Raw genomic sequence first — 22,233 nt, 5'->3', positions numbered from 1 at the left:
CCCCCCGCCCTCGCCACCAACCCCGCAGTACTCGCCACACAATTCTGGCAAACCATCCCCCTCCCCACCCCCAAACCAACCCTCCCCCCCGGCTACGCCATCACCGGCAAACCCGCCTACCTCGTCACCAACGGCACCACCCAACCACCCCCCTGGACCAACCCCACCCCCCTCGGCCCCCTAACCATCACCGCCCACGGCACCTACACCATCAACTGGGGCGACCACACCACCACCGGCCCCTACACCACCGAAGGCCTCCCCTACCCCCACGGCACCATCACCCACACCTACGACAACACCGGCCACCCCACCATCACCATCACCGAACACTGGACCGCCACCTGGACCCTCGCCACCAACCACGGCACCCTCCAACAACTACAAACCACCGCCCAAATCCCCAACCTCCCCATCCAACAAATCCAAGCCGTCATCACCCACTAACCCCACCCCACCCCACGGCCACCCCCAAAGAGCAAGTGGCGCAAACCCGCACCCCAGCACGGGTTAGCGACACCTGCTCACCGAGCGCCACCCAACACCCCAACGCTGCCCGCCGAGGCGGACCCACGCCGTGGCTCGCCCGGACAGCCGCCCCAACCAGCCTGAGCTACCCGCAGCCGGCGGGCTAGCTGCCCTCGACGGCCAGCGCGGAGCGGAGGAAGGCCAGCAGCTCCGCCCGCCGGCGGACCAGGTTGCGGGCGGTGGGCTCCATGCCGACGGCCCGCAGGACTTCCACCTCGGTGGCCATCCCGATAACGGTGGAGTAGGTGGCGAGGAGCAGGAGCCGGGCGTCTTGGCGGCGGATGGCGCCGGCGGCCATCTCGTCGTCGAGGTAGCCAGTGGCCCGCTCGACGAACGGGTCGAGGCGCTCCCGCAGCCGGGTGGCCGGTGGAGGCCCGAGCCGGGACACCTCCCTGAGCAGTCCGAGCAGCTCGGGGCGCCGGCCGGCGAGGCGGAACACCGATCGGACGATGGCGTCGACGCGGCCCCATCCGGGCGCGGACCGGGCCAGTGCGCTCTCGATGAGGTCTGCCAGCTCGGCGCCGGCCTGGTCGATCACCGCCTCTAGCAGCAGGTCCTTTGAGGCGAAGTGGTACAGGATGCTCTGCTTGCGGATGCCCAGCTCGGCGGCCAGCGCGTCTAGGGAGGTGGCCTCGTACCCACGGGTCCCGAAGGCCCGCAGCGCCGCGTCCAGGACCCGCTGACGGGTCGAGCCGCCAGCGGTCACCGTCGAGGGCGCGTCCGCAACGGGCGGGGGGACGATCCTGGCGGGATTCACCTACCAGATGGTAGAACAGAAGCCATGCTCCGTGAAGCCCTCGGGGGGCGGCGCATCGGGATCACCGGCGCGACCGGCTTCCTCGGCACCGCCCTGGCCGAGCGATTCCTCCGCGCCGTCCCCGACTGCGAGATCGCCCTGCTGGTCCGCCCCGGCCGGCGCGGACCCGCCGACCGGGTCCGCCGGGAGATCCTCCGCAACAACTGCTTCGACCGTCTCCGCGAGGAGCTCGGAGCCGACTTCGACGCGACCATGGACCGGCGGATCAAGGTGATGGCCGGTGACGTCGGGGAGGACGGCCTCGGCCTCGACGACGCCGGGCGTGAACTGCTCGCCGGTTGCAGCACCGTCATCCACTCCGCCGCCACGGTCAGCTTCGACTCGCCGCTCGACCGGGCGGTCGAGATCAACCTGCTCGGACCGAGCCGGGTCGCCGCCGCCCTCAACCAGCTGCACGACCGGCAGCAGCACGACCGGCAGCAGCACGACCGCCAGCAGCACGACCGCCAGCAGCACGATGGCCAGCCGGCCGGCGCCAAGCCCCACCTGATAGCGGTGTCGACCGCTTACGTCGCCGGCAGCCGGCGGGGACAGGTACCCGAAGCGGTCCTACCCGAGACGCCGTGGGCGACGGAGCTGGCATGGCGCCCGGAGGTGGCGGCGGCCCGCCGAGCCCGTTCCGACGCCGACGCGGCCAGCCGCGAGCCGAAGATGCTCGACACGTTTCGGGCCAAGGCCCGAGCCGAGCTCGGCGCGGCGGGCACGCCGCTTTTGGCGGCTCGCTCGGAGAAGTTCCGCGAGGAGTGGGTCGACGAGCGGATGGTCACCATCGGCAAGGCCCGGGCCCAGGGGTTGGGATGGCCCGACGCTTACGCCTACACCAAGTCCCTCGGGGAGCGGGCCCTGCTCGACACCCGCGGCGACCTGCCGCTGACCATCGTGCGCCCCTCGATCATCGAGGCCGCCATGGAGGAGCCCCACCCGGGCTGGATCCGCGGGTTCCGCATGGCCGACCCGGTGATCATCGGCTACGCCCGCGGTCTGCTGCGGGAGTTCCCTGGCATCCCCGAGGGGGTCATCGACGTCATCCCCGTCGACATGGTGGTGGCGACGATCATGGCCGTCGCGGCCCGGGGACCCCAGGAAGACAACGTTCCCGACGTCTTCCACTCCGCGTCGGGCGCCCGCAACCCGCTGCGCTACCGCCAGCTCGTCGACTTGGTGCAGGAGTGGTTCACCGAACACCCGCTCGCCGACAGCCGCGACCAGCCGATCAGCGTGCCTGAGTGGTCGTTCCCGGGCCGTCACCGGGTGCAGCGCCAGCTCGGGCGGGCGGCCAACGCCCTCGGCACCGCGGAGAAGGTCCTCCAGGCCCTGCCGCTGCGGGGCAAGCAGGCCGACCTGGCGGCCCGCCTGGAGGAACGCCGCGACGAGGCGGAACGGGCCCTCTCCTACGTCGAGCTCTACGGCGCGTACACCGAGACCGAGGCCATCTTCGGCCTGGACCGCCTGCTGGCGCTTTGGGACGGCCTCCCGGCCGAGGACCAGGCGGACTTCGGTTTCGACCCGGCCGCGATCGACTGGCCCCATTTCTGTCACGACGTCTACCTGCCGTCGGTCGTGGCCCACGCCCGGGTCCGCCTCGCTCCGAGCGGCGCGGGCACCAAGAAGAGGTCGGGGAAAGGGGCGACCGGGCTCACCAGGGAGGAGCGGGGCCGGCGGGCGGTGCTGGCCCCCGAGCGTCACCTCGCGGTCTTCGACCTGGAAAACACGCTCATCGCATCTAACGTCGTCGACTCGTACTCGTGGCTGGCGACCCGCCATCTCGATGACGCCGACCGGGTCCGTTTCGTCGCCCGGACGCTTCGCGAGGCGCCCCGCTTGCTGGCCCTGGACCGTGCCGACCGGGGCGACTTCCTCCGGTACTTCTACCGCCGATACGAGGGAGCGCCGATTGACCGGCTCTCGGCCGACGGTTGGGAGCTGTTCAGCGACATGGTGCTCACCAAGTCGTTCCCGGCCGGGATCCGCCGGGTCCGCGAGCACCGGGCCCTCGGCCACAAGACCCTGCTCATCACCGGCGCCCTCGACGTGGTCATCGACCCGCTGCGGCCGCTTTTCGACGACGTCGTCTGCGCCAAGCTGGGCCAGAAGAACGGCCGCTTCAACGGCGAGCTGATCGAGGCCCCTCCCACCGGCGAGGCCCGGGCCATCCTCATGGCCGACTACGCGAAGGCCAACGGCTTGGAGCTGGAGCAGAGCGTGGCCTACGCCGACTCGGCCAGCGACCTGCCGATGCTGGAGGTGGTCGGCCACCCCGTCGCGGTCAACCCGGAGACCAAGCTGGCCGCCATCGCCCGCAAACGGGGCTGGCACGTCGAGCACTGGCCCAAGTCCCCCGGGGCGACTCGCCCACCGCTGCCTATCGGGCCGCGGCTGGCGACGGCCAAGGGCTGGGTCGCGGGGAGCACGCCCCGATGAGAGCGCTCAAAGTCGAACGTTCGCTGGCCCGCTTCGGCGCGGCGCGGGTGGCGTCGGGGTGGCGCCCAGGCGCCGGCGGGAAGGTCGGGCCGTTGCGGCTGGCGGAGATGGACCTGCCCGATCTGCCCGGCCCGGACTGGGTACGGCTGCGGCCCCGCCTGTCGGGCATCTGCGGCAGCGACCTGGCCACCGTCGACGGCCGGTCGTCGCAGTGGTTCGAACCGATCGTCACGTTCCCGTTCGTGCCGGGCCACGAGATCGTCGCCGACACCGAGGACGGCCGGCGGGTGGTCGTCGAGCCGGTCCTCGGCTGCGTCGTGCGCGGCATCGACCCGCCGTGCCCGGCGTGCGCGGCCGGCCACGCCCACCGCTGCGAGCGGCTGACCGGCGGGCACCTCTCCCCCGGCTTGCAGACCGGGTTCTGCGCGGAGGTCGGCGGCGGGTGGTCCGCCGCCCTGGTAGCCCACCCCGCGCAGCTGCACGACGTCCCCGACGACTGGAGCGACGAGGCCGCGGTCCTCGTCGAGCCCACCGCGTGCGGGGTGCACGGCGCCCTGGCCGGCCCTCCCGGCGACGATCAGGTGGCCGTGGTGATCGGGGCCGGGACCCTCGGCCTCACGGTCATCGCCGCCCTGTCCCGGCTGCGACCGGACATCACCCGGATCATCGCCGTCGCCAAGCACCCGGTGCAAAAGGAGATGGCGACCGCCTTGGGCGCCACCACCATCGCGGCTCCCGGAGAGCTTCGCCGGGCGGTGCGCCGAGCCACCGGAAGCTGGATCCTCGACAGCGGCCAGCTGACCGGCGGCGCGCCGTTGGTGATCGACTGCGTCGGATCGGCTGACTCCCTCGCCGACGCATTGGCGGTCGCCGCCCCCGGAGCGACCATCGTCATGGTCGGCATGCCCGGCGGCGTCCACGTCGACCTGACCCCGCTTTGGCAGCGCGAGATCCGCCTGGCCGGCGCCTACGCGTACGGCCCCGAACCGTTGGCCGGCGGGCGGCACAGCTTCGCCGTGGCCACCGACCTCGTCGCCGACGCCGGCCTCGAGCGCCTGCTCACCATCACCTACCCCCTGGACCGCCACGCGGAGGCCATCGCCCATGCTGCGACCGCCGGACGCCGCGGCGCGGTCAAGGTGGCATTCGACCTGCGATCCGAAAAGCGAAGGTAAGCCCTATGCCCCGTCCCGGCTTCGTCCTCGAAGTGGACCGCTCCACCCCGCCCATCCTCACCTGGCACGGCGAAGGGTTCCGCCTCGAGCGGCTCCCCGCCGAGCGGTCCCGGGTGATCTACGCCCCCGAGCCGGTCGCCGCGCTCGACGACCCCGACCAGGCGGTGCAGGACGCGCTGTTGCACCCCCTCGGCGACTCGCCGCCGCTGCCGGACCTGCTCCGGCCCGGGATGCGCCTGACCATCGCGTTCGACGACATCTCCCTGCCGCTGCCCCCGATGCAAAAGCCCGACAACCGCCAGCGGGTCATCGAGGCGGTCCTGGAGATGGCCGCGGCGGCGGGAGTCGACGACGTGGTGCTGATCTGCGCGCTGGCCCTGCACCGGCGGATGACCGAGGCCGAGCTGCGCCACGCGGTCGGCGACCGGGTCTATGACAGCTTCGCCCCTCACGGCCTCCTGCTCCAGCACGACGCCGAGGATCCCGACGGCCTGGTCCACCTGGGCCAGACCGACAAGGGCGAGGACGTCGAGATAAACAAGCGGGCCGCGGAGTCCGACCTGATCGTCTACGTCAACATCAACCTGGTGGCGATGGACGGCGGCCACAAGAGCGTGGCCACCGGACTGGCCAGCTACCGCAGCCTGCGCCACCACCACAACGTCAAGACGATGCGCCACAGCCGCTCGTTCATGGACCAGGAGCACTCCGAGCTGCACTCCTCCAACTGGCGGATGGGGCGCCTGATCGCGGCGGCCGGCGTCAAGGTGTTCCAGATCGAGACCACGCTCAACAACGACACCTTCCCCAAGCAGATGGCGTTCCTCCAGAAGCGGGAGTGGGAGTGGAGCGGCCGGGACCGGGCCACCTACCTGGCCACCAGCAAGAGCTTGAGCCGCACGCCGCCGAAGCTGGCCCGCAGCATCTTCCAGTCCATCAAGGCCCCCCACGCCATGACCGGCGTGTACGCCGGCGAGGTGGAGGCGGTCCACGCGGCCACCACCGCCGCGGTCTACGAGCAGCAGCTGGTCAGCGTCGAAGGCCAGACCGACGTCGCCATCTTCGGGCTTCCCCACGTCTGCCCCTACAACGTCAACTCGATCATGAACCCGATCCTGGTCATGTGCATGGGGCTCGGCTACCTGTTCAACCTGTACCGGGGCAAGCCGATCGTCCGCCAGGGCGGCGTGGCGATCCTGTCCCACCCGACGCCGTGGGCGTTCCACCCCGTGCACCACCCGTCCTACATCGACTTCTTCGAGGAGGTCCTCTCCGAGACCACCGACCCGATCGAGATCGAGAAGACCTACGAGGAGCGCTTCGCCACCGACGAGTGGTACCGACACCTGTACCGGACCAGCCACGCGTACCACGGGGTCCACCCGTTCTACATGTGGTATTGGGGGGCGCACGCCCTCGAGCACCTCGGTGACGTGATCATCGTCGGCGGTGACCCCGCCGCGGTGCGCCGGCTGGGCTTCTCGCCCGCGACGACGCTCACCGACGCCCTGGAGATGGCCAGCGACACCGTCGGGCGTCACCCCACGATCAGCCACTTCCACTGCCCGCCGATCATGCTGGCGGACGTGTCGTGATGGCAGGGGTCCCGCGCCTTCCCGGCGGCGCGCCGCCCGAGAAGCGGTTGCCGGTGTCGATGGAACGGGTCCGGACCGGGACCGCGCCGGCCCTCCGGGCCGCCCGCCGCCTGTTGAAGCCACCCCCGTCCCCTTTCCCCTACACCTCCCCCACCTGGCCCGACTCCGTGCCGCGCGAGCCCGCCGAGAGGGACCTCGGCGTCGACTACGACACCGACTGGGCCCGGCGGTACCCGGCCCGGGTGGCCCGGCTGCTGCTCACCGAGGTGGTCGCCACGCCGGCGATGGCCGCACTGGCAGACCCCCAGGTCGCCGGGCTGGACCGCATCGCCCACCTCGACGGGCCGGTCGTGTTCGCCGCCAACCACGCCAGCCACATCGACACGCCGCTGCTGCTGTCGGTGCTGCCCGAACCGTGGCGGCACCGCACCGTCGTCGCCGGCGCCGCCGACTATTTCTTTGACACCAAGCTCAAGGCCGCCGCGTTCGCCCTGTCGATCAACGCCATACCGATCGAACGGCTCCGGGTCAGCCGCACCTCGGCCAACCGGGCCGCCGGGCTGCTCCAAGACGGCTGGAGCCTGCTCATCTTCCCCGAGGGCGGCCGCAGCCCCGACGGGTGGGGCCAGCCGCACAAGGCCGGCCCGGCGTGGATGGCGGTACGCACCGGGCGGCCGATTGTCCCGATCCACATCGAGGGGACCCGCAACATCCTCCCCCGCCACTCGGGACGGATCCGCCCCGGCACCACCCACATCAGCTTCGGGCGTCCGATCCGCCCGGTCGAGGGCGACGACCCCCGCGAGGTCGCGGCCCGGTTGGAGGCGGCGATCAGCGCCCTGGCCGACGAGCACACCACCGACTGGTGGACCGCTCGCAAGCGCGCCGCGGCGGGCACCAGCCCCGAGCTCACCGGGCCCGGCGGAGCCGGGGCGTGGCGGCGGACGTGGGCCCTCGGCGAGCGGGGCCGCCGCAGCCGGCGTCCCGCCGGGGGGCGCTGGCCCAAGCTGTAGGGCCGGATGCGACCGTCCGGGCTGTAGGGCCCGGCTACGCTGGGCGGAGCGGTAGGACCCGGCTACGCTGGGCCGAGCGGTAGAGCCCGTCGAGGTGTGTGAGGTCCCGGCGCTGGGAAGCACTGAGGGTATGAGCATCCCGTCATCGGCCGAACCTGACGACGCCCTCGAGACCATCCCGGTCCAAGACGGCATCGTCGTCGACCTGCTCGACAAGTGGCGCTCGGCGACTGCGCGCCTGGAGGAGGGCGACGACGTAGACACCCGATGGGCCCGGGGCTCCGCGGTGAAGCTGCTCCTGCAGCACATGGCCGTGCGTGAATCGGCGAAGAACGCGGTCACCGAGGCCCTCCGGGCCAAAGGCGAAGACCAGCTGGCGGACCGGCTCGACGGTGACGGCATCGCCCGGCGCGAGGCCATGGACCGCTTGGACAAGAAGGTGCGGGGCCGTCAGGCGATCAGCCTCAACTTCCCCGAGGTCGACGAAGCGGTCGCCGAGCTGGGCCGGTACTTCGACGCGGAGCACGACGACGAGCTGCGGGATCTGCTGCCCGCCGCGGAGCGGGTCCTCGGACCGCTCGAAGAGCGCGACCTCCCCTCCGCCCGCCAGGTCCGCCTCACCAGCACCACCCACCCGAGCCCGGTACCGAAGTGGTACGACCGGGCCACGCCGCTGAGGGCGGTGAGGGCGTGGTACCAGCACCTCCGGGGCACCCCTACGGGCGGGACCAGCCCCGCGGTGGACGAGGGCCGCGAGCACCTGCCCGGGCCGGGCCGCTAGCCCGCCCGGGCGCCTTTCCTGCCGGCGTGCCCTCGGGCCGGCGGGGATCAGGGCCCTCAGATCGGCGCGACGCGGCCCGTGCCGGAGCTACCATCGGCGTCAGCCGGCCCGGGCCCCGGGCGCGCTTCAATGGCGAAGTCGGCTCCTCACAATCCCCTCCGAGGAGTGTCGTCGTGTCTTCCGCCAACGGGTCTGTTCCCGTCCCTCTGTCGGTCCGGCCGTGGTCGGAGCGAGACGCCTGCGGCATCGGCTTCGTCGCCGACGTCCACGGCCGGTCGTCGAGAGGGATCGTCGACGCGGCCCTCGAGGGGCTGGCCGGGGTCCGCCACCGTGGTGCCATGGCCGCCGATGAGCGCAGCGCCGACGGGTGCGGACTGCTGCTGGCGATCCCGCCGGCGGTGTTCGGGGCGGGGCGGGGGGTACTCAGCTTGATGGTCCGCGGCGCTTTGGGCCGAGCCGAGATCGAGGGCCTCGCCGCCGAGGAAGGCGTGACGATCGAGGCGTGGCGTCAGCCGCCGGTCGAGGAGAAGCTCCTCGGCCGGGTCGCCCTGGACGGCCGCCCGGCCCTCTGGCAGGCGGTCCTCGCTCCCCTCGACCACGCCGGCGGGTGCGAGCGGCGGGCGTTCCGGTTGCGGCGGCGGATCGCCGTCGACCCACGCCTCGGGGGGACCTACGTCGTCAGCTGCTCGTGGCGGACAGTCGTCTACAAGGCCCTGGTGGCCGCCGACGAGCTCGCCGGCTTCTACCCGGATCTCGCCGACCCGGCCGTCGAGGCCTCCTTCGCAGTGTTCCACCAGCGTTTCTCGACCAACACCGCTCCGAGCTGGGAGCGGGCGCAGCCGTTCCGGATGTCGTGTCACAACGGCGAGATCAACGCGATCACCGCCAACCTGGCTGCCATGCAGGCCCGGTCGGTGCTCGGCACGGACTCGGCCGGGCTGGGTCCGGAGGACCTGTACCACCCCGTCCTGTCGGACACCGACTCCGACAGCGGGATGCTCGACGCCGCGTTGGAGCTGCTGGTGCGCGCCGGGCGCGACTCCCGACACGCCGTGGCCATGCTCGTCCCCGCCGCGTGGGAAGGCGACCGGGGGATGGACGCCGAGCTGCGGGCGTTCTACCGCTACCACTCCTGCCTGGCTGAGCCGTGGGACGGCCCGGCCGGTATCGTTTTCACCGACGGCGTCGGCGTCGGTGCCGCCTTGGACCGCAACGGGCTGCGCCCCCTCCGCTACGCGCTCTGCGAAGACGGCCTGGTCGTGTGCTGCTCCGAGGCCGGAGCGCTTGACCTGAAGGGACGGGGCGCGGTGACCCGAGGGCGGCTCGGCCCCGGCCAGATGCTGTTCGTCGACCCCACCCGCGGCCTGCTCCTCGACGGTGACTGCAAAGCCAGGCTGGCTGCCGGCGCGCCCTACGGCGAGTGGGTGCGCGACGGCCTGGCCTCCGTCGACGGCGGGGCCCCGCTGCCGGTCACCGGCGGCCCCTCCGAGCTGGCCCGCCGGCAGACCACCCACGGCTACACCGTGGAGGAGCTGAGGATGGTCCTCAAGCCCATGGCTTCCGAAGGCAAGGAACCGACCTTCGCCATGGGCGACGACACCGCGCTGGCCCCCCTCTCCCCCCGCTCCCGCCCGATCGCCCACTACCTGCACCAGCGCTTCGCCCAGGTCACCAACCCGCCGATCGACCACCTCCGCGAGCGCCTGGTGATGAGCACCCGGACCGCCATCGGCCCTCGCCGGCCGCTGCTGGAGGAGTCCCCAGCTGTGAGCAGGCTGGTGGAGCTGGACTCGTTCCTGGTCTTCCCGTCGCGCATCGCCGACCTCACCGACCCGGAGCGAGCCCCGTGGCCAGCCGTCCACCTCGACGCGACCTGGCCGGCAGCGGACGGTCCCGCCGGGCTGGCCCGGGCGGTGGCCGGCCTCGGCGCGCTCGCCGAGGAGGCGGTTACCGCCGGCGCCGCGCTGATCGTGATCGACAACGGAGGCGTCGGTCCGGACCGGGCGCCCGTCCCGGCCCTGCTCGCCATCGGCGCCGTCCACCAGCACCTGAGCGCCGCGGGACTTCGGACCGGCGCCAGCCTGCTCTGCGTCGCCGACGACATCCGCGACGTCCACGGGGTGGCGTGCCTGGTCGGCGCCGGGGCCGATGCGGTCTGCACCCGCCTCGCCCTCGAAACCGTCGCCGCCGAAGCCGACGCGGCCGACGACAGCGACATCGACGCCTCCGACGCCCAGGAGCGGCTCTACGCGGCGCTGGAGGACGGGGTGCTCAAGATCCTGTCGAAGATGGGCATCGCGACGGTCGCCTCCTACCGGGGCGCGCAGCTCCACGAGGCCGTGGGCCTCGCGGGCGACGTCGTCGCCCGGTGCTTCCCCGGAGCTCTCAGCGTGCTGGGCGGCGTCGGCTGGGAGCATCTCGGAGCCGACATCCTGGCCAACCACGCGGCCGCCGACTGGCACGGCACCGACGCGCCGGCGCTGCCCAACCCGGGCTGGTACCGGGACCTGAAGCGGGGCGGCGACCACCACTCCCACAACAAGGCGGTCGTCGACGCGCTGCGGGCGGTGTCGGGCGCCGCGACCGTCCGCCCCGAAGGGGAGGTGCCGGCCGGCGCCTCTGGTGCGGCGGGGGTCGCCGCCCACCTGCTGCAGCGCGCGATCGCCTCCGCGGACCCACGGCTCTACGACGACTTCTCCCGCCTGGTCGACTCCCGGCCCGCTACGTTCCTTCGCGACCTGCTGACCTTGACGCCCGCCGGCGCGCCGGTACCGCTCGAGGAGGTGGAGCCGGCCACGTCGATCGTCCAGCGCTTCTCTACCGGCGCGATGAGCCACGGGTCCCTGTCGGCCGAAGCCCATCAGACGCTGGCCGAGGCCATGAACCTCCTCGGGGGCCGCTCGAACTGCGGTGAGGGGGGCGAAGACCCGGCCCGGTTCAAGACCCGCGGGTCACTCTCCGGTGACCGCAACAGCCGGATCAAGCAGATCGCCTCCGGTCGATTCGGGGTCACCCCGGAGTACTGCGCCTACGCCGACGAACTGCAGATCAAGATGGCGCAGGGCTCCAAGCCGGGCGAGGGCGGCCAGCTGCCGGGCCACAAGGTCAGCGACGAGATCGCCCGGCTGCGCCACACCCAGCCCGGCGTCACTCTCATCTCGCCGCCCCCCCACCACGACATCTACTCCATCGAGGACCTGGCGCAGCTGATCTTCGACCTGAAGCAGGTGAACCCCTTCGCCGACGTCTCGGTGAAGCTGGTGGCCGAGCACGGCGTCGGCACGATCGCCGCCGGCGTGGTCAAAGCGCTGGCCGACGTCGTGCAGATCAGCGGCGCCGACGGCGGCACCGGCGCCTCGCCGCTGTCGTCGATCAAGCACGCCGGCCTTCCCTGGGAACTCGGGCTGGCCGAGACCCAGGAGGCGCTGGTCGCCAACGGGCTCCGGGACCGGGTCCGGGTCCGGGTGGACGGGGGGCTGCTGACCGGGCGCGACGTCCTCATCGCCGCGCTGCTCGGAGCCGACGAGTTCTCGTTTGGGACCGCCGCGATGATCGCCGAGGGCTGCATCATGCTCCGGGCCTGCCACAAAGACACCTGCACCGCCGGCATTGCCACCCAGCGGCCCCACCTCCGGGCCCGCTTCGCCGGCACCCCCGAAGGCGTCGCCACCTACCTCCTGCTCGTGGCCGACGACGTCCGCCGTCTACTGGCCGGTCTCGGGCTGCGCAGCGTGGACGACGCCGTCGGGCGGGTCGAATGCCTGCGGCCGTCTGCCGGGAGCGCCGAGACCGGCCCGGCGGCTGGGGCGGGTCGTTCCCCCGGTGGCGCCACCTCCCTGGCGGAGCGGGCGGCCACGCTCGACCTCGGTCCGCTCCTGGTGCCGCCTGCTGATGCCACCGCACCCCGCCGCTTCGTTGCCGGCCAGGCGCTGCAGCGCCCGAGGGACACCCTCGGCGACCGCCTCCTGGCCGACGGGTACCGGCCGGTGTGGGACGGCGACGACGCCGACCTGCACTACACCATCACCAACCGGGACCGCACCGTGGGCGCCGCGCTCTCAGGCGCCCTCGCCCTGGAGTTCGGCAGCGGTCCGGCCAACGGCAACGTCCGAGTCCATCTGGACGGTTCCGCCGGCCAGAGCTTCGGAGCGTTCCTCGGCGCCGGCGTGCACCTGGACCTCGCCGGCGAGGCCAACGACGGCGTCGGCAAGGGGATGGCCGGCGGCTCGATCGCCATCCGGCCGCCGGCCGGTGATACCGGCACCCCGGTGCTAGTCGGCAACACCTGCCTCTACGGCGCGACTGGCGGAGCCCTCTACATCGCCGGGTCCGCCGGAGAGAGGTTCGGTGTCCGCAACTCCGGGGCCACGGCGGTGGTCGAGGGCGCCGGCGACCACGCCTGCGAGTACATGACCGGCGGGACGGTGGTGATCCTCGGGCCGCTCGGGCGGAACCTCGGGGCCGGCATGACCGGCGGCGAAGCCTACGTGTGGGACCCCGATGGCGCGCTCCCCGGCCGGCTGAACCCGTCGCTCGTCGAAGCCGTGAGGCTGGCGGACGGGCCGGCGGAGACGTTGCGCTGGCTGATCGAGCAACACCTGCAACGGACCGGGTCCGACCAGGCGGCGCGGCTGCTGGCGTCGTGGGGCGTCACCCGCGCCCAGTCGTGGCTGGTCGCCCCGCTGGGGCGCATCAGGCGCCAGGAGGCCGCGTCCGCCCGGGTCGTCGCCGCCAACTGACGGCGCCGGCCACCTGAGAGATCGGGCACACGCTCCGGCCGCGCCCTCGCACGCCCTGGCACGCCCTGGCGCGGCGTTGGTGGCGGGGCGTTGGTGGCGGGGCGTTGGTGGCGGGGCGCTGGGGTCCCCAGGGCTCGCCACGGTTCCCGCGACAGACCTTGGGCCGCAGCCCCCCATGTGTCGCGGATTGCACGGCTTTTTTCGGGGTTTGCCGCGCCAGACCTGCCGTTCCAGTCATAGGTATGTCGCGGCTTTCATCCGCGCCCCCTGGCTGCCTGCCAGGAGCACGGTGCCCCGAGACCACCGCCACCCCAGCCCGGTGCCCCGAGACCACCGCCACCCCAGCCCGGTGCCCCGAGACCACCGCCACCCCAGCCCGGTGCCCCGAGACCGCCGCCACCCCAGCCCGGTGCCCCCAGACCACCGAACCAACCCCCCGTCGTCGGCAGCCCAGCGGCCGACCGCTGCCAGCAGCCCGGGCAGCTCAGCCGCCGGCGCCGCCTACTCGACCGAGGCGGGATCCACGTTGGCGGGGATGGTACGAGCCAGCTCCTCTGCCGTCGGGATCCGCGGAATGGCCGCCTCGGGCGGGAGCTGCGCAGCGATGGCCGACATGATGGTCTCGGTGTCGGCGACCATGTCCTCACCGGTGAGGCCGGTCACCGGCGGACCGACGCGGGCGCGAACCGTGGGCGGGTGCAGGACCTGGGTGACGTTGGGGAGCCGGGAGGAGCGGGGCCAAACGTGTTCGGTACCCCAAAGACCGAGGGGGATGACCGGTGCGCCGGTCGCGGCTGCGAGTCGGGCGGCGCCGGTCTTGCCTCGCAGCTTGGGGTCGAAGAACGCCTCGCCTCGCGGGATGGTCCCCTGCGGGGTCACGATCAGCAGCTCACCGGCCCGGAGGGCCTGCTCGGCCTCCTCGAACGCCTGATCGGCGCCGGCGGCCCGGTCGACGCAGATGGCTCCCGCAGCCCGGAAAAGGCTGCCGATGACCGGGGCGTCGAAGAGCTCCTTTTTGGCCATGCCGCGGGGGTGGCGACCGGCTTCGAAGACCGTCCGGGCCAGGACCACCACGTCGAAGTAGCTGCGGTGGTTGGCCACCACGATCGCTGGGCCGCGCCGCGGGATGTGCTCCAGGCCGCCAAGATCGAAGCGGGCGTAGGGAAACGCCGTCCTCGGGGTCAGCAGCTTGACCAGGTCGAGGGGCTCGGCCCCGAGCAGCTTGGGTACGCCGGCTGGGGCGTCGAGGTGCAGGATCGGCCAGCGCTGGAGGGTGGCCGCAGCCAGCAGGCGCAGGTCGGGGTTGACCGCCACGGGATGACCGACGGACTCCATCAGCGGGATGTCGTAGACGCTGTCGCTGTAGGCCCACGAAGTGGACAGATCCACCGAGTTGGCGGCGGCCCACTGACGCGCCGCTTTGAGCTTGCCGACCGACCACACGAACCCGCCGTCGACGCCGCCGGTGAAGCGATCGACGCCGTGGCGGTCGGCGCTGATGGCCCACTTGGTCGCCACGACGGCGTCGAAGCCGAGCCGCTCGGCCAGCGGGGTCACCAGCACCTCGGGGGTTGTGGTGGCCAGGACCACCATGCGACCCTCCGCTTTGTGGAGCTCGATGAGGGAACGGGCGTAGGGCAGCACGTCGCGCGAGAGGCGCTCGGCGGCCAGCTCGGCGGCCTGGCGGACGTGCTCCACCTGCTTGTTGCGGGCCGTGAGGGCGGCGGCCCGGGCCAGGACCATAGAGGGGACCGTCTCGCCGAGCAGGTTGTAAAAGCCCATCATGAGGCCCTGGCCGGGGATGCTGCGCCGGGAGGAGACGCCCACCTCGAATAGGGCCTCGTTGATCGCTGGGGTGCTCGACCCTCCAAGCAGGGTCCGGTCGAGGTCGAAGAAGGCGGCCTGGGCTCCCATCACATGCACTATCGCGCAGATGGTCCGGTACGGCCGCACCCCACAGCTCGATCGCCAACGGAGAACGACTGCGCTCTGGTATCCATGGGAACGATGGAACTGCGCCAGCTACAGGCCCTCGTGGCGATCGCCGACCACGGCAGTTTCTCGGCCGCGGCCACTTCTCTCCACACCGTCCAATCCAACATCTCCACCCATGTGGCCCGCCTGGAGCGCGAGCTCGGCGTGCAGCTGGTGGACCGCCACGGCGGGGGGCTCACCGACGAGGGGATCGCGGTCGTCGAGCGGGCCCGGAGGGTCGCGGCGGAGATCGACGCCTGCGTCGCGGACGTGGCGTCGATGCGCTCGGAGCTGACCGGTGTCGTCCGGCTAGGCATGATCGGCACCACCGCCCGATGGCTGGCGCCCCTGCTTCTGGAGCGCACCGCGATTGACCATCCCGGGGTCCGGTTGGTGATCGGCGACGGCACATCGAGCACGCTCGAGCCGCAGCTGGTGAGCGGAGGGATCGACGCGGCGATCGTCAACCTGCCTCAGTCGAGCCCGGACCTCACCGAGCGGGCCCTTTTCGAGGAGGACCTGCTGCTGGTGGTCGCCGCCGACCATCCCCTGGCCAGGCGGGGGGAGATCGACCTGACGGATCTCGACGGCCTGCCGCTGCTGCTGCCCGCGCCGGGTTCGACGTTCCGGGCGGAGATCGACGAGGCGACGAGGGCGCAGGGGGTGACGCTCGTGCCTCAGGCGGAACTCGACGGCGTCCGCCTCATCGCGTCGTTGACTCTGCGCGGGTACGGGCCGGCCGTCCTGCCCGCGTCAGGTGCCTCCGACGTCCTCGAAGGTTACGCCCGGGTGTCGGTGCGGGGGCTGCCCCGCCGGCGCGTTGGCGTGGTCGTGCGCCGGCGGGGCCGGGCCAGCGCCCCGGCCCGCGCCGTGCTGGCCATCCTCGATGAGGTGGTGGTCGCCAACCTCGACGCTCGCCACGGCCTCCACGCCCCGACGCCGCGCTGACCAAAAAGCGGCGCCACGCGCCGATCAAAAAGCCGCCCCCCGCCGACCAAAGAACCCGCCTCCGCGCTGACCAAAAAGCCGCCGCGCCGCTGAACAAAAGACCCGCCGAACCGTCGCGGCCGGGACGACCAGACGGTCGTCCCGGCCGCGTCGGTCAGCTGCTGCGGGCCTTGAGCTGTCGCAGGACGTACTGCAAGATCCCGCCGTGACGGAAGTACTCCGCCTCCTTGGGGGTGTCGATGCGCAAGACGACGTGGAAGGACTTGTCGCCGGCGGTGACCGACAGCTTCTTCGGCAGCGGGGCGGCGTCGTCGATGCCCTCGAGACCGGAGATGGTGATGACCTCTTCGCCGGTGAGGCCCAGGGACGCGCAGGAGGTGCCGGCCTCGAACTGCAGGGGCAGGATGCCCATCCCCACCAGGTTGGAGCGGTGGATGCGCTCGAAGCTCTCGGCCAGGACCGCCTTGACGCCTAGCAGCGCGGTGCCCTTCGCGGCCCAGTCACGCGACGAACCCGATCCGTACTCCTTGCCGGCGATGACCACCAGCGGCACGCCCTCGTTCGCGTAGCGCTTGGCTGCGTCGTAGATCGACATGACCTCGCCGTCAGGCAGGTGGCGAGTAACGCCGCCCTCGGTGCCCGCCGCCAGCTGGTTGCGCAGGCGGATGTTGGCGAACGTGCCGCGGATCATGACCTCGTGGTTACCGCGCCGGCTGCCGTAGGAGTTGAACTCCCCCGGCTCGACCCCGCCGTCCACCAGCCACTGGCCAGCCGGGCCGTCCTTGCGGATGTTGCCCGCCGGCGAGATGTGGTCGGTGGTGACGCTGTCGCCGAGCCAGGCCAGCACCCGAGCATCCTTGACGTCGCGCAGCGGGGCCGGCGTCTCGGGCATCCCCTCGAAGTACGGGGGGTTGCGCACGTAGGTCGAGCGGCTGTCCCACTCGTAGGAGTCGCCGGTGGGCACGTCGAGGCCCTGCCAGCGCTCGTCACCGCTGAACACGTCGTTGTAGGAGGCCGTGAAGCCCGAGGACTGCACGCTGCGCCCGACGATCTCGGCCACCTCGGCCGGGGAGGGCCAGATGTCACGCAGGTAGACGTCGGAGCCGTCCGATGCAGTGCCGATCGGCGAGTTGACCAGGTCCATGGTCATCGATCCGGCCAGTGCGTAGGCCACGACCAGCGGAGGGGATGCCAGGTAGTTCATCCGCACGTCGGGGTTGATCCGACCCTCGAAGTTGCGGTTGCCGGACAGCACCGACACGACGGCCAAGTCGCCGTCGTTCACCGCGGCGGAGATCGCCGGCAGCAGCGGTCCGCTGTTGCCGATGCAGGTCGTGCAGCCAAAGCCGACCAGCGCGAACCCGAGCTTCTCGAGGTAGGGCGTTAGCCCGGCCTTCTCGTAGTAGTCCATGACGACCTTGGACCCTGGGGCCAGGGTGGTCTTGACCCACGGCTTGGAGGTCAGGCCCTTCTCGACGGCCTTCTTGGCCAGTAGACCGGCGGCGACCATGACGTCGGGGTTGGACGTGTTGGTGCAGGAAGTGATCGCGGCGATGACCACCGCGCCGTGGTCGAGGTCGAAACGGGAGCCGTCGTCGATGGCGACCGGGGTGGGGTTGCTGGCGACGCCCTCCGAGGGCGACACGCCGCCCGAAGCGCCGAGCACCTTGGCCAGCGCGGGGCCGAACTGTGCGGCCGCCTCGTCAAGGCGGACCCGGTCCTGGGGCCGGGCCGGACCGGCGATGCTCGGGACGACCGTGGAGAGGTCCAGCTCCAGGCGCTCCGAGTAGGCGGGCTCGCGGGACGGATCGTGCCACATGCCCTGCTCCTTCGCGTACGCCTCGACGAGGGCGATGTGCTCCTCGGAGCGTCCGGTGAGGCGCATGTAGGAGAGCGTCTCGTCGTCGATCGGGAAGATGGCGCAGGTCGATCCGTACTCCGGCGACATGTTGCCGATGGTGGCCCGGTTGGCCAGCGGCACGCCGGCGACGCCCTGCCCGTAGAACTCGACGAACTTGCCCACCACCCCGTGCTTGCGCAGCATCTCGGTGACGGTGAGGACCAAGTCGGTGGCGGTGGCGCCTTCCGGGAGCTGACCGCTCAGCTTGAAGCCGACCACTCGGGGGATCAGCATCGACACCGGTTGGCCGAGCATCGCCGCCTCGGCCTCGATGCCGCCGACTCCCCAGCCGAGCACGCCGAGCCCGTTGACCATGGTCGTGTGGCTGTCGGTGCCGAGCAGCGTGTCGGGGTAGGCCTGCACCGCCTGGCGCCCCGACGCCTGGTCCGCGTCTTTGGTGAACACCACTCGGGCCAGGTACTCGAGGTTGACCTGGTGGCAGATACCGGTGTTGGGCGGTACCACCTTCAAGGTGTCGAACGCCGTCTGCCCCCACCGCAAGAAGCGGTAGCGCTCCTCGTTGCGGGCGAACTCCAGCTCGGCGTTCTGTTTGAACGCGTCGGGCACGCCGTAGACGTCGGCGATGATCGAGTGGTCGATCACCAGCTCCGCGGGGATCTGCGGATTGACCGCCGCCGGGTCGCCGCCCATCGCCTTCATCGCGTCGCGCATCGCGGCCAGGTCGACCACCGCGGGGACGCCGGTGAAGTCCTGCATCAAGATCCGCGCCGGAGCGAAAGCGATCTCCTGGCTGGGCTCGGCGTCGGGGTCCCACGAGGCCATGGCCTCTATGTCGGACGCGGAGACGCTCACGCCGTCCTCGTTGCGCAGGAGGTTCTCCAGGAGCACCTTGAGCGAGTACGGCAGCCGGGCCACGTCGAAGCGGTCGGCCAGGGCGTCGAGGCGGTGGATCTCGTACGTCCGGTCGCCGACGGTCAGGTCGGCTCGTGCCCCGAAGCTGTTGTTGGCCATAGATCCTCCATCGATGGTGCGATTACATGCCCCAGTCTGGCCTGCCGATGCCGGTCCGAGCCAGAACGGTGGGGAAAAGGAGCCGGGCGCCGGGAGCGGCGCGCCTCTCGGGAGCGTCGCCTCCTACACTCGGCCGGCATGGAGGCCCTGACCGCCGAAGAACTGCGGGTGCTCGGGGTGCTGATCGAGAAGGAAGCGACCACCCCCGATCAGTACCCGCTGACGATGAACGCACTGCTGCTCGGGATCAACCAGGCATCCAACCGGAACCCGGTGGTGTCGTGGAGCCAGGCCGACGTGGAGCCGGTCTTGGGCCGCCTCCGCCAGCTCGGGCTGGCCCGAGTCGTGCACAGCCCGAGTAACCGGGCCGACAAATACCGCCACGTCATGGACGAGACGATGGGCTTGACCAAAGGCGAGCTGGCTGTGCTCGCGGTACTGGCCCTCCGTGGCCCGCAAACGGTCAACGAGCTCATCTCCCGCACCGAGCGCTACTCCGGCATGGAGGAGATGGGCGGCGTGGAAGGCGTTCTCCACCGGCTGAAGAACCGGTACGAGACGCCCTACGTCACCCGCCTCGGCCGTCAGCCGGGCCAGCGCGAGGAGCGCTGGGCCCATTTGCTGGCCGGCGAGGTCCTGGCCGTCCCGGACCCGCCGCCGGCGAGCACCCGCTCGTCGAGCCCCTCTGCGGTGTCGGAGCACGCCGGGCGCATCGCAGCCCTCGAGCAGCAACTGGCGGGGCTGAGCGAGACCGTCGCCGGCCTGCAGCGCGAGCTTCAAGAGTTCCGTTCGCAGTTCTCCTGAGAGTTCGGCTGCCTGCTTCCGGCGGCCGATCACTTGCACCGTTTGTCCGGTCGCGTAGTCTTCCCCCGCCGAGGCAGGAGGATGTGCGGGCTCGCGGGCCGAATCTTGCCTCTGACTGAGAGCGCGCCGACGGTCGCCCTGACGGGGCCGCTCGCTCCTCGACGTCGAGACGGTGACCGCAGGTGTGATCAGCCAACAGCTGGAGGGCAAGGAATGAAGGCAAGAGGACGTCGATCCATCGGGATCGTGTCCGTGGGCGGGATGCTCGCTGTGATGGTCGCGGGCACGGCCCCCGCCAGCTCGGCGGCCACGGTCAAGGCTGCAGCAGTGCCCGGGGCGGTGCCGTTCTCCCAGGCCAAGTTCGCCGGGTATGCAGCGGGAGACATGCTGCACACCGGCGCCTTGTCGACCACCTTGCCGTCGTCGCCGCTCCCGGTGCCGCTCCCTGGCGTCACCAACGGCCCCGGCGGTACCAGCGTCGCCGACCTCGAGGAGGCGTTCAGCGGGGCGTCGGTCAACACCGCCGGCCTGGCATCCCCCATCACCGGCGACGACGCCGGCAGCGCCGGCACCGGACTGCTCATCCAGCCGGCCCAGTCGGCGACCAACAACGCTTACGGCGTCGGGTCCGGCCTCGAGGCCGGCCTGGCGGTGCCGTCGAACGCTTCGAGCAATCAGCTGAAGCTCTCCGGGCGCGCCGAGTCCGTCGCCGCCCCCAACAGCCCGGCGGTGACCGACTCCCTGACCGGCGCCGACGGGCTGAACCTCGGTGGCTTGGTGTCGGCCTCCGCTCTGACCGGGAGGGCGGACTCCTACTACGACGCCAGCAGCTGCCCGTTGGGCCAGCCGCTGTCGTTCGGGCTGGGCGACGCGGCCAACGCCGCGGTCTTGCCGAGCACGCCGGGCGCCGGCGGGCTACCGGGGCTCGGGTCGTTGAACCTCCCGGGCATCTCGTCGCTGACCAGCCTCCTGTCCACGCTGACCGGGGCCCTTCCGACGGGCACCAGCGGGCTGTCCACCAGCGGTCCCCTGGTGTCGACGTCGGGGTCGGGCACGTCGGTCGCCCAGACCGACTCGGAGACGTTCCTCTCCGCAAACGGCGACGGCACCTACGGCGTCACCACCCAGGCCCGCGAGACCATCGCCCCGGTCACCATCAACCTGTTCGGCGCCGCGCAGCTGATCATCACCGTCACCGGCACCAGCCCCAGCGACCCCCTCACCCTCTCGGCGAAGACCACCGGCGAAGGCTCCGGGGCAGCGGTCACCCTGTCCAACAACGCCATCATCCACGTCCAGCTCCAAGCGACCGGGATGCCGGCGACCGACATCATCCCTCCGACATCGCTCAACGACATCGTCGGCAAGGGCGGGATCGTCATCCCGCTGGACCTGGCCAAGCTCCCCTCGGCGCTGACCCAACTCGGCAGCAGCGCCAACCTGTCGTCCATCCCGGTGGTCGGGAGCGCCCTCGGCAGCCTGCTCGGCCCGGTGCTGAGCGCGATCGGCTCGGCCACCAGCCCGCTCGCCTCGGCCGCGTCGACGCTTCCCGACCTGTCGCTCGGCTACTTGGCGATCGGCACGCCGGTGCGGGCCATCAACTCCAGCCCGACCAACAGCCCGGTCACGCCCCCCGTGCAGTCCGGCGGCACCGCCGCTTCCGGTGCGTTCGACCTGGCCCGGGTCCACCTCGGCATCAACGTCTCCAACACCGGTTCCCTGGGAAGCCTGACGAGCCTCCTCGGCGGCTCCCTCGGGTCGCTCTCCAGCCTGCTGCCCACCAGCGCCTTGACCAGCGGCGTCCTCAACATCGCGGACGTGAACGTCGGGCACCTCGAAGCCTCCTCCGCTCTGTCGGCGCCGATCACCTGCAACATCCCGGTCGTCAAGTCGGCCAACCCGACCAGCGTGACAGCCGGTAACACCTTCACCTACACCATCCAGGTGCCCGACCCGGCCAAGCTGGCCGACCTTTCTTGCAGCCTGACCAACGTGACCGCCACCGACGTCATCGGTGACGCTCAAGGCTCCCCGACCTTCAACGTCGTCGGCGTGTCCAACGGCGGCACCGTCAACCAGACGTCGCCCAACCAGGCGACGATCACCTGGAACGGACTCAACTACAACGTGGCGCCGGTAGGGGCCGCTCCCAACCCGCCGATCACCTTGACCATCACCGTCAACACGCCGGCCACCTCGCCGGCCGGGGTCATCCAAGACGTCGTCAACGCCACGGGGACCGCCTCGGGCTGCAACGGCGGCGTGACCGGCATCGCCAACCTGGGAGGCGTCAACGGCAACGCCCTCACCGGCAGCTACACGCTGACCCAGCCGGCGGTCAACGCGGTGGACCTGGCGACCGCGGCGGGCGCCGCCCCGCAGGGGCCGCTGCCTCACACCGGGGGCACCGGCGGTCTGTGGCAGCCGCTCGGTGGTCTGCTGATCCTCGGTCTCGGCGGCGGGGCGCTGGCGTTGGTCCGCCGCAGCCGGCGCAGCGCCAGCTGAGCAGTCGCTAGTGCCGCTGCGGCCCGCCGGTCTCCCGGCGGGCCGCGGCGCGTCGGCGGAT

13 protein-coding genes are annotated in these 22,233 nt (G+C 71.8%); 10 read left to right on the top strand and 3 right to left on the bottom strand.

Features of this window, described 5'->3' with window-relative positions; genetic code table 11:
- The coding region (locus K6U06_RS09360; RefSeq protein WP_262321655.1) for a hypothetical protein at positions 1 to 447 on the top strand (447 nt) is incomplete at its 5' end.
- Positions 448 to 631: 184 nt separating this feature from the next.
- Here the strand turns inward: K6U06_RS09360 and K6U06_RS09355 are convergent.
- Positions 632 to 1,285, bottom strand: a complete 654-nt coding sequence (locus K6U06_RS09355; protein WP_262321654.1) for a TetR/AcrR family transcriptional regulator — start codon at positions 1,283 to 1,285, stop codon at positions 632 to 634.
- A 24-nt stretch (positions 1,286 to 1,309) separates the two neighbouring features.
- Here K6U06_RS09355 and K6U06_RS09350 point away from each other — a divergent pair, with 24 nt between their 5' ends.
- The 6 genes from K6U06_RS09350 to K6U06_RS09325 all read left to right on the top strand — a co-directional run bounded on the left by K6U06_RS09350 (position 1,310) and on the right by K6U06_RS09325 (position 13,069).
- Positions 1,310 to 3,766, top strand: a complete 2,457-nt coding sequence (locus K6U06_RS09350) for an HAD-IB family phosphatase (protein WP_262321653.1) — start codon at positions 1,310 to 1,312, stop codon at positions 3,764 to 3,766.
- Positions 3,763 to 4,941 (top strand): zinc-dependent alcohol dehydrogenase, encoded by a 1,179-nt coding sequence (locus tag K6U06_RS09345; RefSeq protein WP_262321652.1) that lies wholly within the window; start codon positions 3,763 to 3,765, stop codon positions 4,939 to 4,941. The genes K6U06_RS09350 and K6U06_RS09345 overlap by 4 nt, the downstream gene beginning before the upstream one ends.
- A 5-nt stretch (positions 4,942 to 4,946) precedes the next feature.
- Positions 4,947 to 6,536 carry a nickel-dependent lactate racemase gene (locus K6U06_RS09340; protein WP_262321651.1) on the top strand — a complete coding sequence of 530 codons (1,590 nt, stop codon included), beginning with the start codon at positions 4,947 to 4,949 and terminating at the stop codon, positions 6,534 to 6,536.
- Positions 6,536 to 7,549 carry a lysophospholipid acyltransferase family protein gene (locus tag K6U06_RS09335; RefSeq protein WP_262321650.1) on the top strand — a complete coding sequence of 338 codons (1,014 nt, stop codon included), beginning with the start codon at positions 6,536 to 6,538 and terminating at the stop codon, positions 7,547 to 7,549. The genes K6U06_RS09340 and K6U06_RS09335 overlap by 1 nt, the downstream gene beginning before the upstream one ends.
- Positions 7,550 to 7,679: 130 nt before the next feature.
- Positions 7,680 to 8,330, top strand: coding sequence for a hypothetical protein (locus tag K6U06_RS09330; RefSeq protein ID WP_262321649.1), 651 nt, complete (start codon positions 7,680 to 7,682; stop codon positions 8,328 to 8,330).
- A 173-nt stretch (positions 8,331 to 8,503) separates the two neighbouring features.
- Positions 8,504 to 13,069, top strand: coding sequence for a glutamate synthase-related protein (locus K6U06_RS09325; RefSeq protein ID WP_262321648.1), 4,566 nt, complete (start codon positions 8,504 to 8,506; stop codon positions 13,067 to 13,069).
- 501 nt (positions 13,070 to 13,570) lie between these two features.
- Here the strand turns inward: K6U06_RS09325 and K6U06_RS09320 are convergent.
- Entirely contained in the window at positions 13,571 to 14,983 is a 1,413-nt protein-coding gene (locus K6U06_RS09320) for an HAD-IB family hydrolase (RefSeq protein ID WP_262321647.1), read from the bottom strand.
- Positions 14,984 to 15,076: 93 nt separating this feature from the next.
- Here K6U06_RS09320 and K6U06_RS09315 point away from each other — a divergent pair, with 93 nt between their 5' ends.
- Positions 15,077 to 15,991, top strand: coding sequence for a LysR family transcriptional regulator (locus K6U06_RS09315; protein ID WP_262321646.1), 915 nt, complete (start codon positions 15,077 to 15,079; stop codon positions 15,989 to 15,991).
- A 154-nt stretch (positions 15,992 to 16,145) separates the two neighbouring features.
- On the opposite strand, the gene acnA is transcribed toward K6U06_RS09315, so the two are convergent.
- Positions 16,146 to 18,863 (bottom strand): aconitate hydratase AcnA, encoded by a 2,718-nt coding sequence (gene acnA, locus K6U06_RS09310; protein WP_262321645.1) that lies wholly within the window; start codon positions 18,861 to 18,863, stop codon positions 16,146 to 16,148.
- Positions 18,864 to 19,001: 138 nt separating this feature from the next.
- On the opposite strand from acnA, the gene K6U06_RS09305 reads away from it, so the two are divergent.
- A complete protein-coding gene (locus K6U06_RS09305) occupies positions 19,002 to 19,667 on the top strand; it encodes a YceH family protein (RefSeq protein ID WP_262321644.1) in 666 nt (221 codons plus the stop codon).
- A 273-nt stretch (positions 19,668 to 19,940) separates the two neighbouring features.
- Positions 19,941 to 22,172, top strand: coding sequence for an LPXTG cell wall anchor domain-containing protein (locus K6U06_RS09300; protein WP_262321643.1), 2,232 nt, complete (start codon positions 19,941 to 19,943; stop codon positions 22,170 to 22,172).
- The last annotated feature ends 61 nt before the right edge of the window (positions 22,173 to 22,233 follow it).

Origin of the sequence: Acidiferrimicrobium sp. IK, assembly GCF_025499425.1 — a bacterium.
GTDB lineage: Bacteria > Actinomycetota > Acidimicrobiia > Acidimicrobiales > Palsa-688 > Acidiferrimicrobium.
The sequence above is the reverse complement of the archived record's forward strand: the minus strand, read 5'-3'. Positions and strand labels throughout refer to the sequence as shown.

What these genes read in the sequence shown, in the direction of transcription:
- K6U06_RS09350 (WP_262321653.1), top strand. Translation starts at nt 1,310, where the DNA reads ATGCTCCGTGAAGCCCTCGGGGGGCGGCGCATCGGGATCACCGGCGCG.
- K6U06_RS09345 (WP_262321652.1), top strand. Translation starts at nt 3,763, where the DNA reads ATGAGAGCGCTCAAAGTCGAACGTTCGCTGGCCCGCTTCGGCGCGGCG.
- K6U06_RS09340 (WP_262321651.1), top strand. Translation starts at nt 4,947, where the DNA reads ATGCCCCGTCCCGGCTTCGTCCTCGAAGTGGACCGCTCCACCCCGCCC.
- K6U06_RS09335 (WP_262321650.1), top strand. Translation starts at nt 6,536, where the DNA reads ATGGCAGGGGTCCCGCGCCTTCCCGGCGGCGCGCCGCCCGAGAAGCGG.
- K6U06_RS09330 (WP_262321649.1), top strand. Translation starts at nt 7,680, where the DNA reads ATGAGCATCCCGTCATCGGCCGAACCTGACGACGCCCTCGAGACCATC.
- K6U06_RS09320 (WP_262321647.1), bottom strand. Translation starts at nt 14,983, where the DNA reads ATGGGAGCCCAGGCCGCCTTCTTCGACCTCGACCGGACCCTGCTTGGA.
- K6U06_RS09315 (WP_262321646.1), top strand. Translation starts at nt 15,077, where the DNA reads ATGGAACTGCGCCAGCTACAGGCCCTCGTGGCGATCGCCGACCACGGC.
- acnA (WP_262321645.1), bottom strand. Translation starts at nt 18,863, where the DNA reads ATGGCCAACAACAGCTTCGGGGCACGAGCCGACCTGACCGTCGGCGAC.
- K6U06_RS09305 (WP_262321644.1), top strand. Translation starts at nt 19,002, where the DNA reads ATGGAGGCCCTGACCGCCGAAGAACTGCGGGTGCTCGGGGTGCTGATC.
- K6U06_RS09300 (WP_262321643.1), top strand. Translation starts at nt 19,941, where the DNA reads ATGGTCGCGGGCACGGCCCCCGCCAGCTCGGCGGCCACGGTCAAGGCT.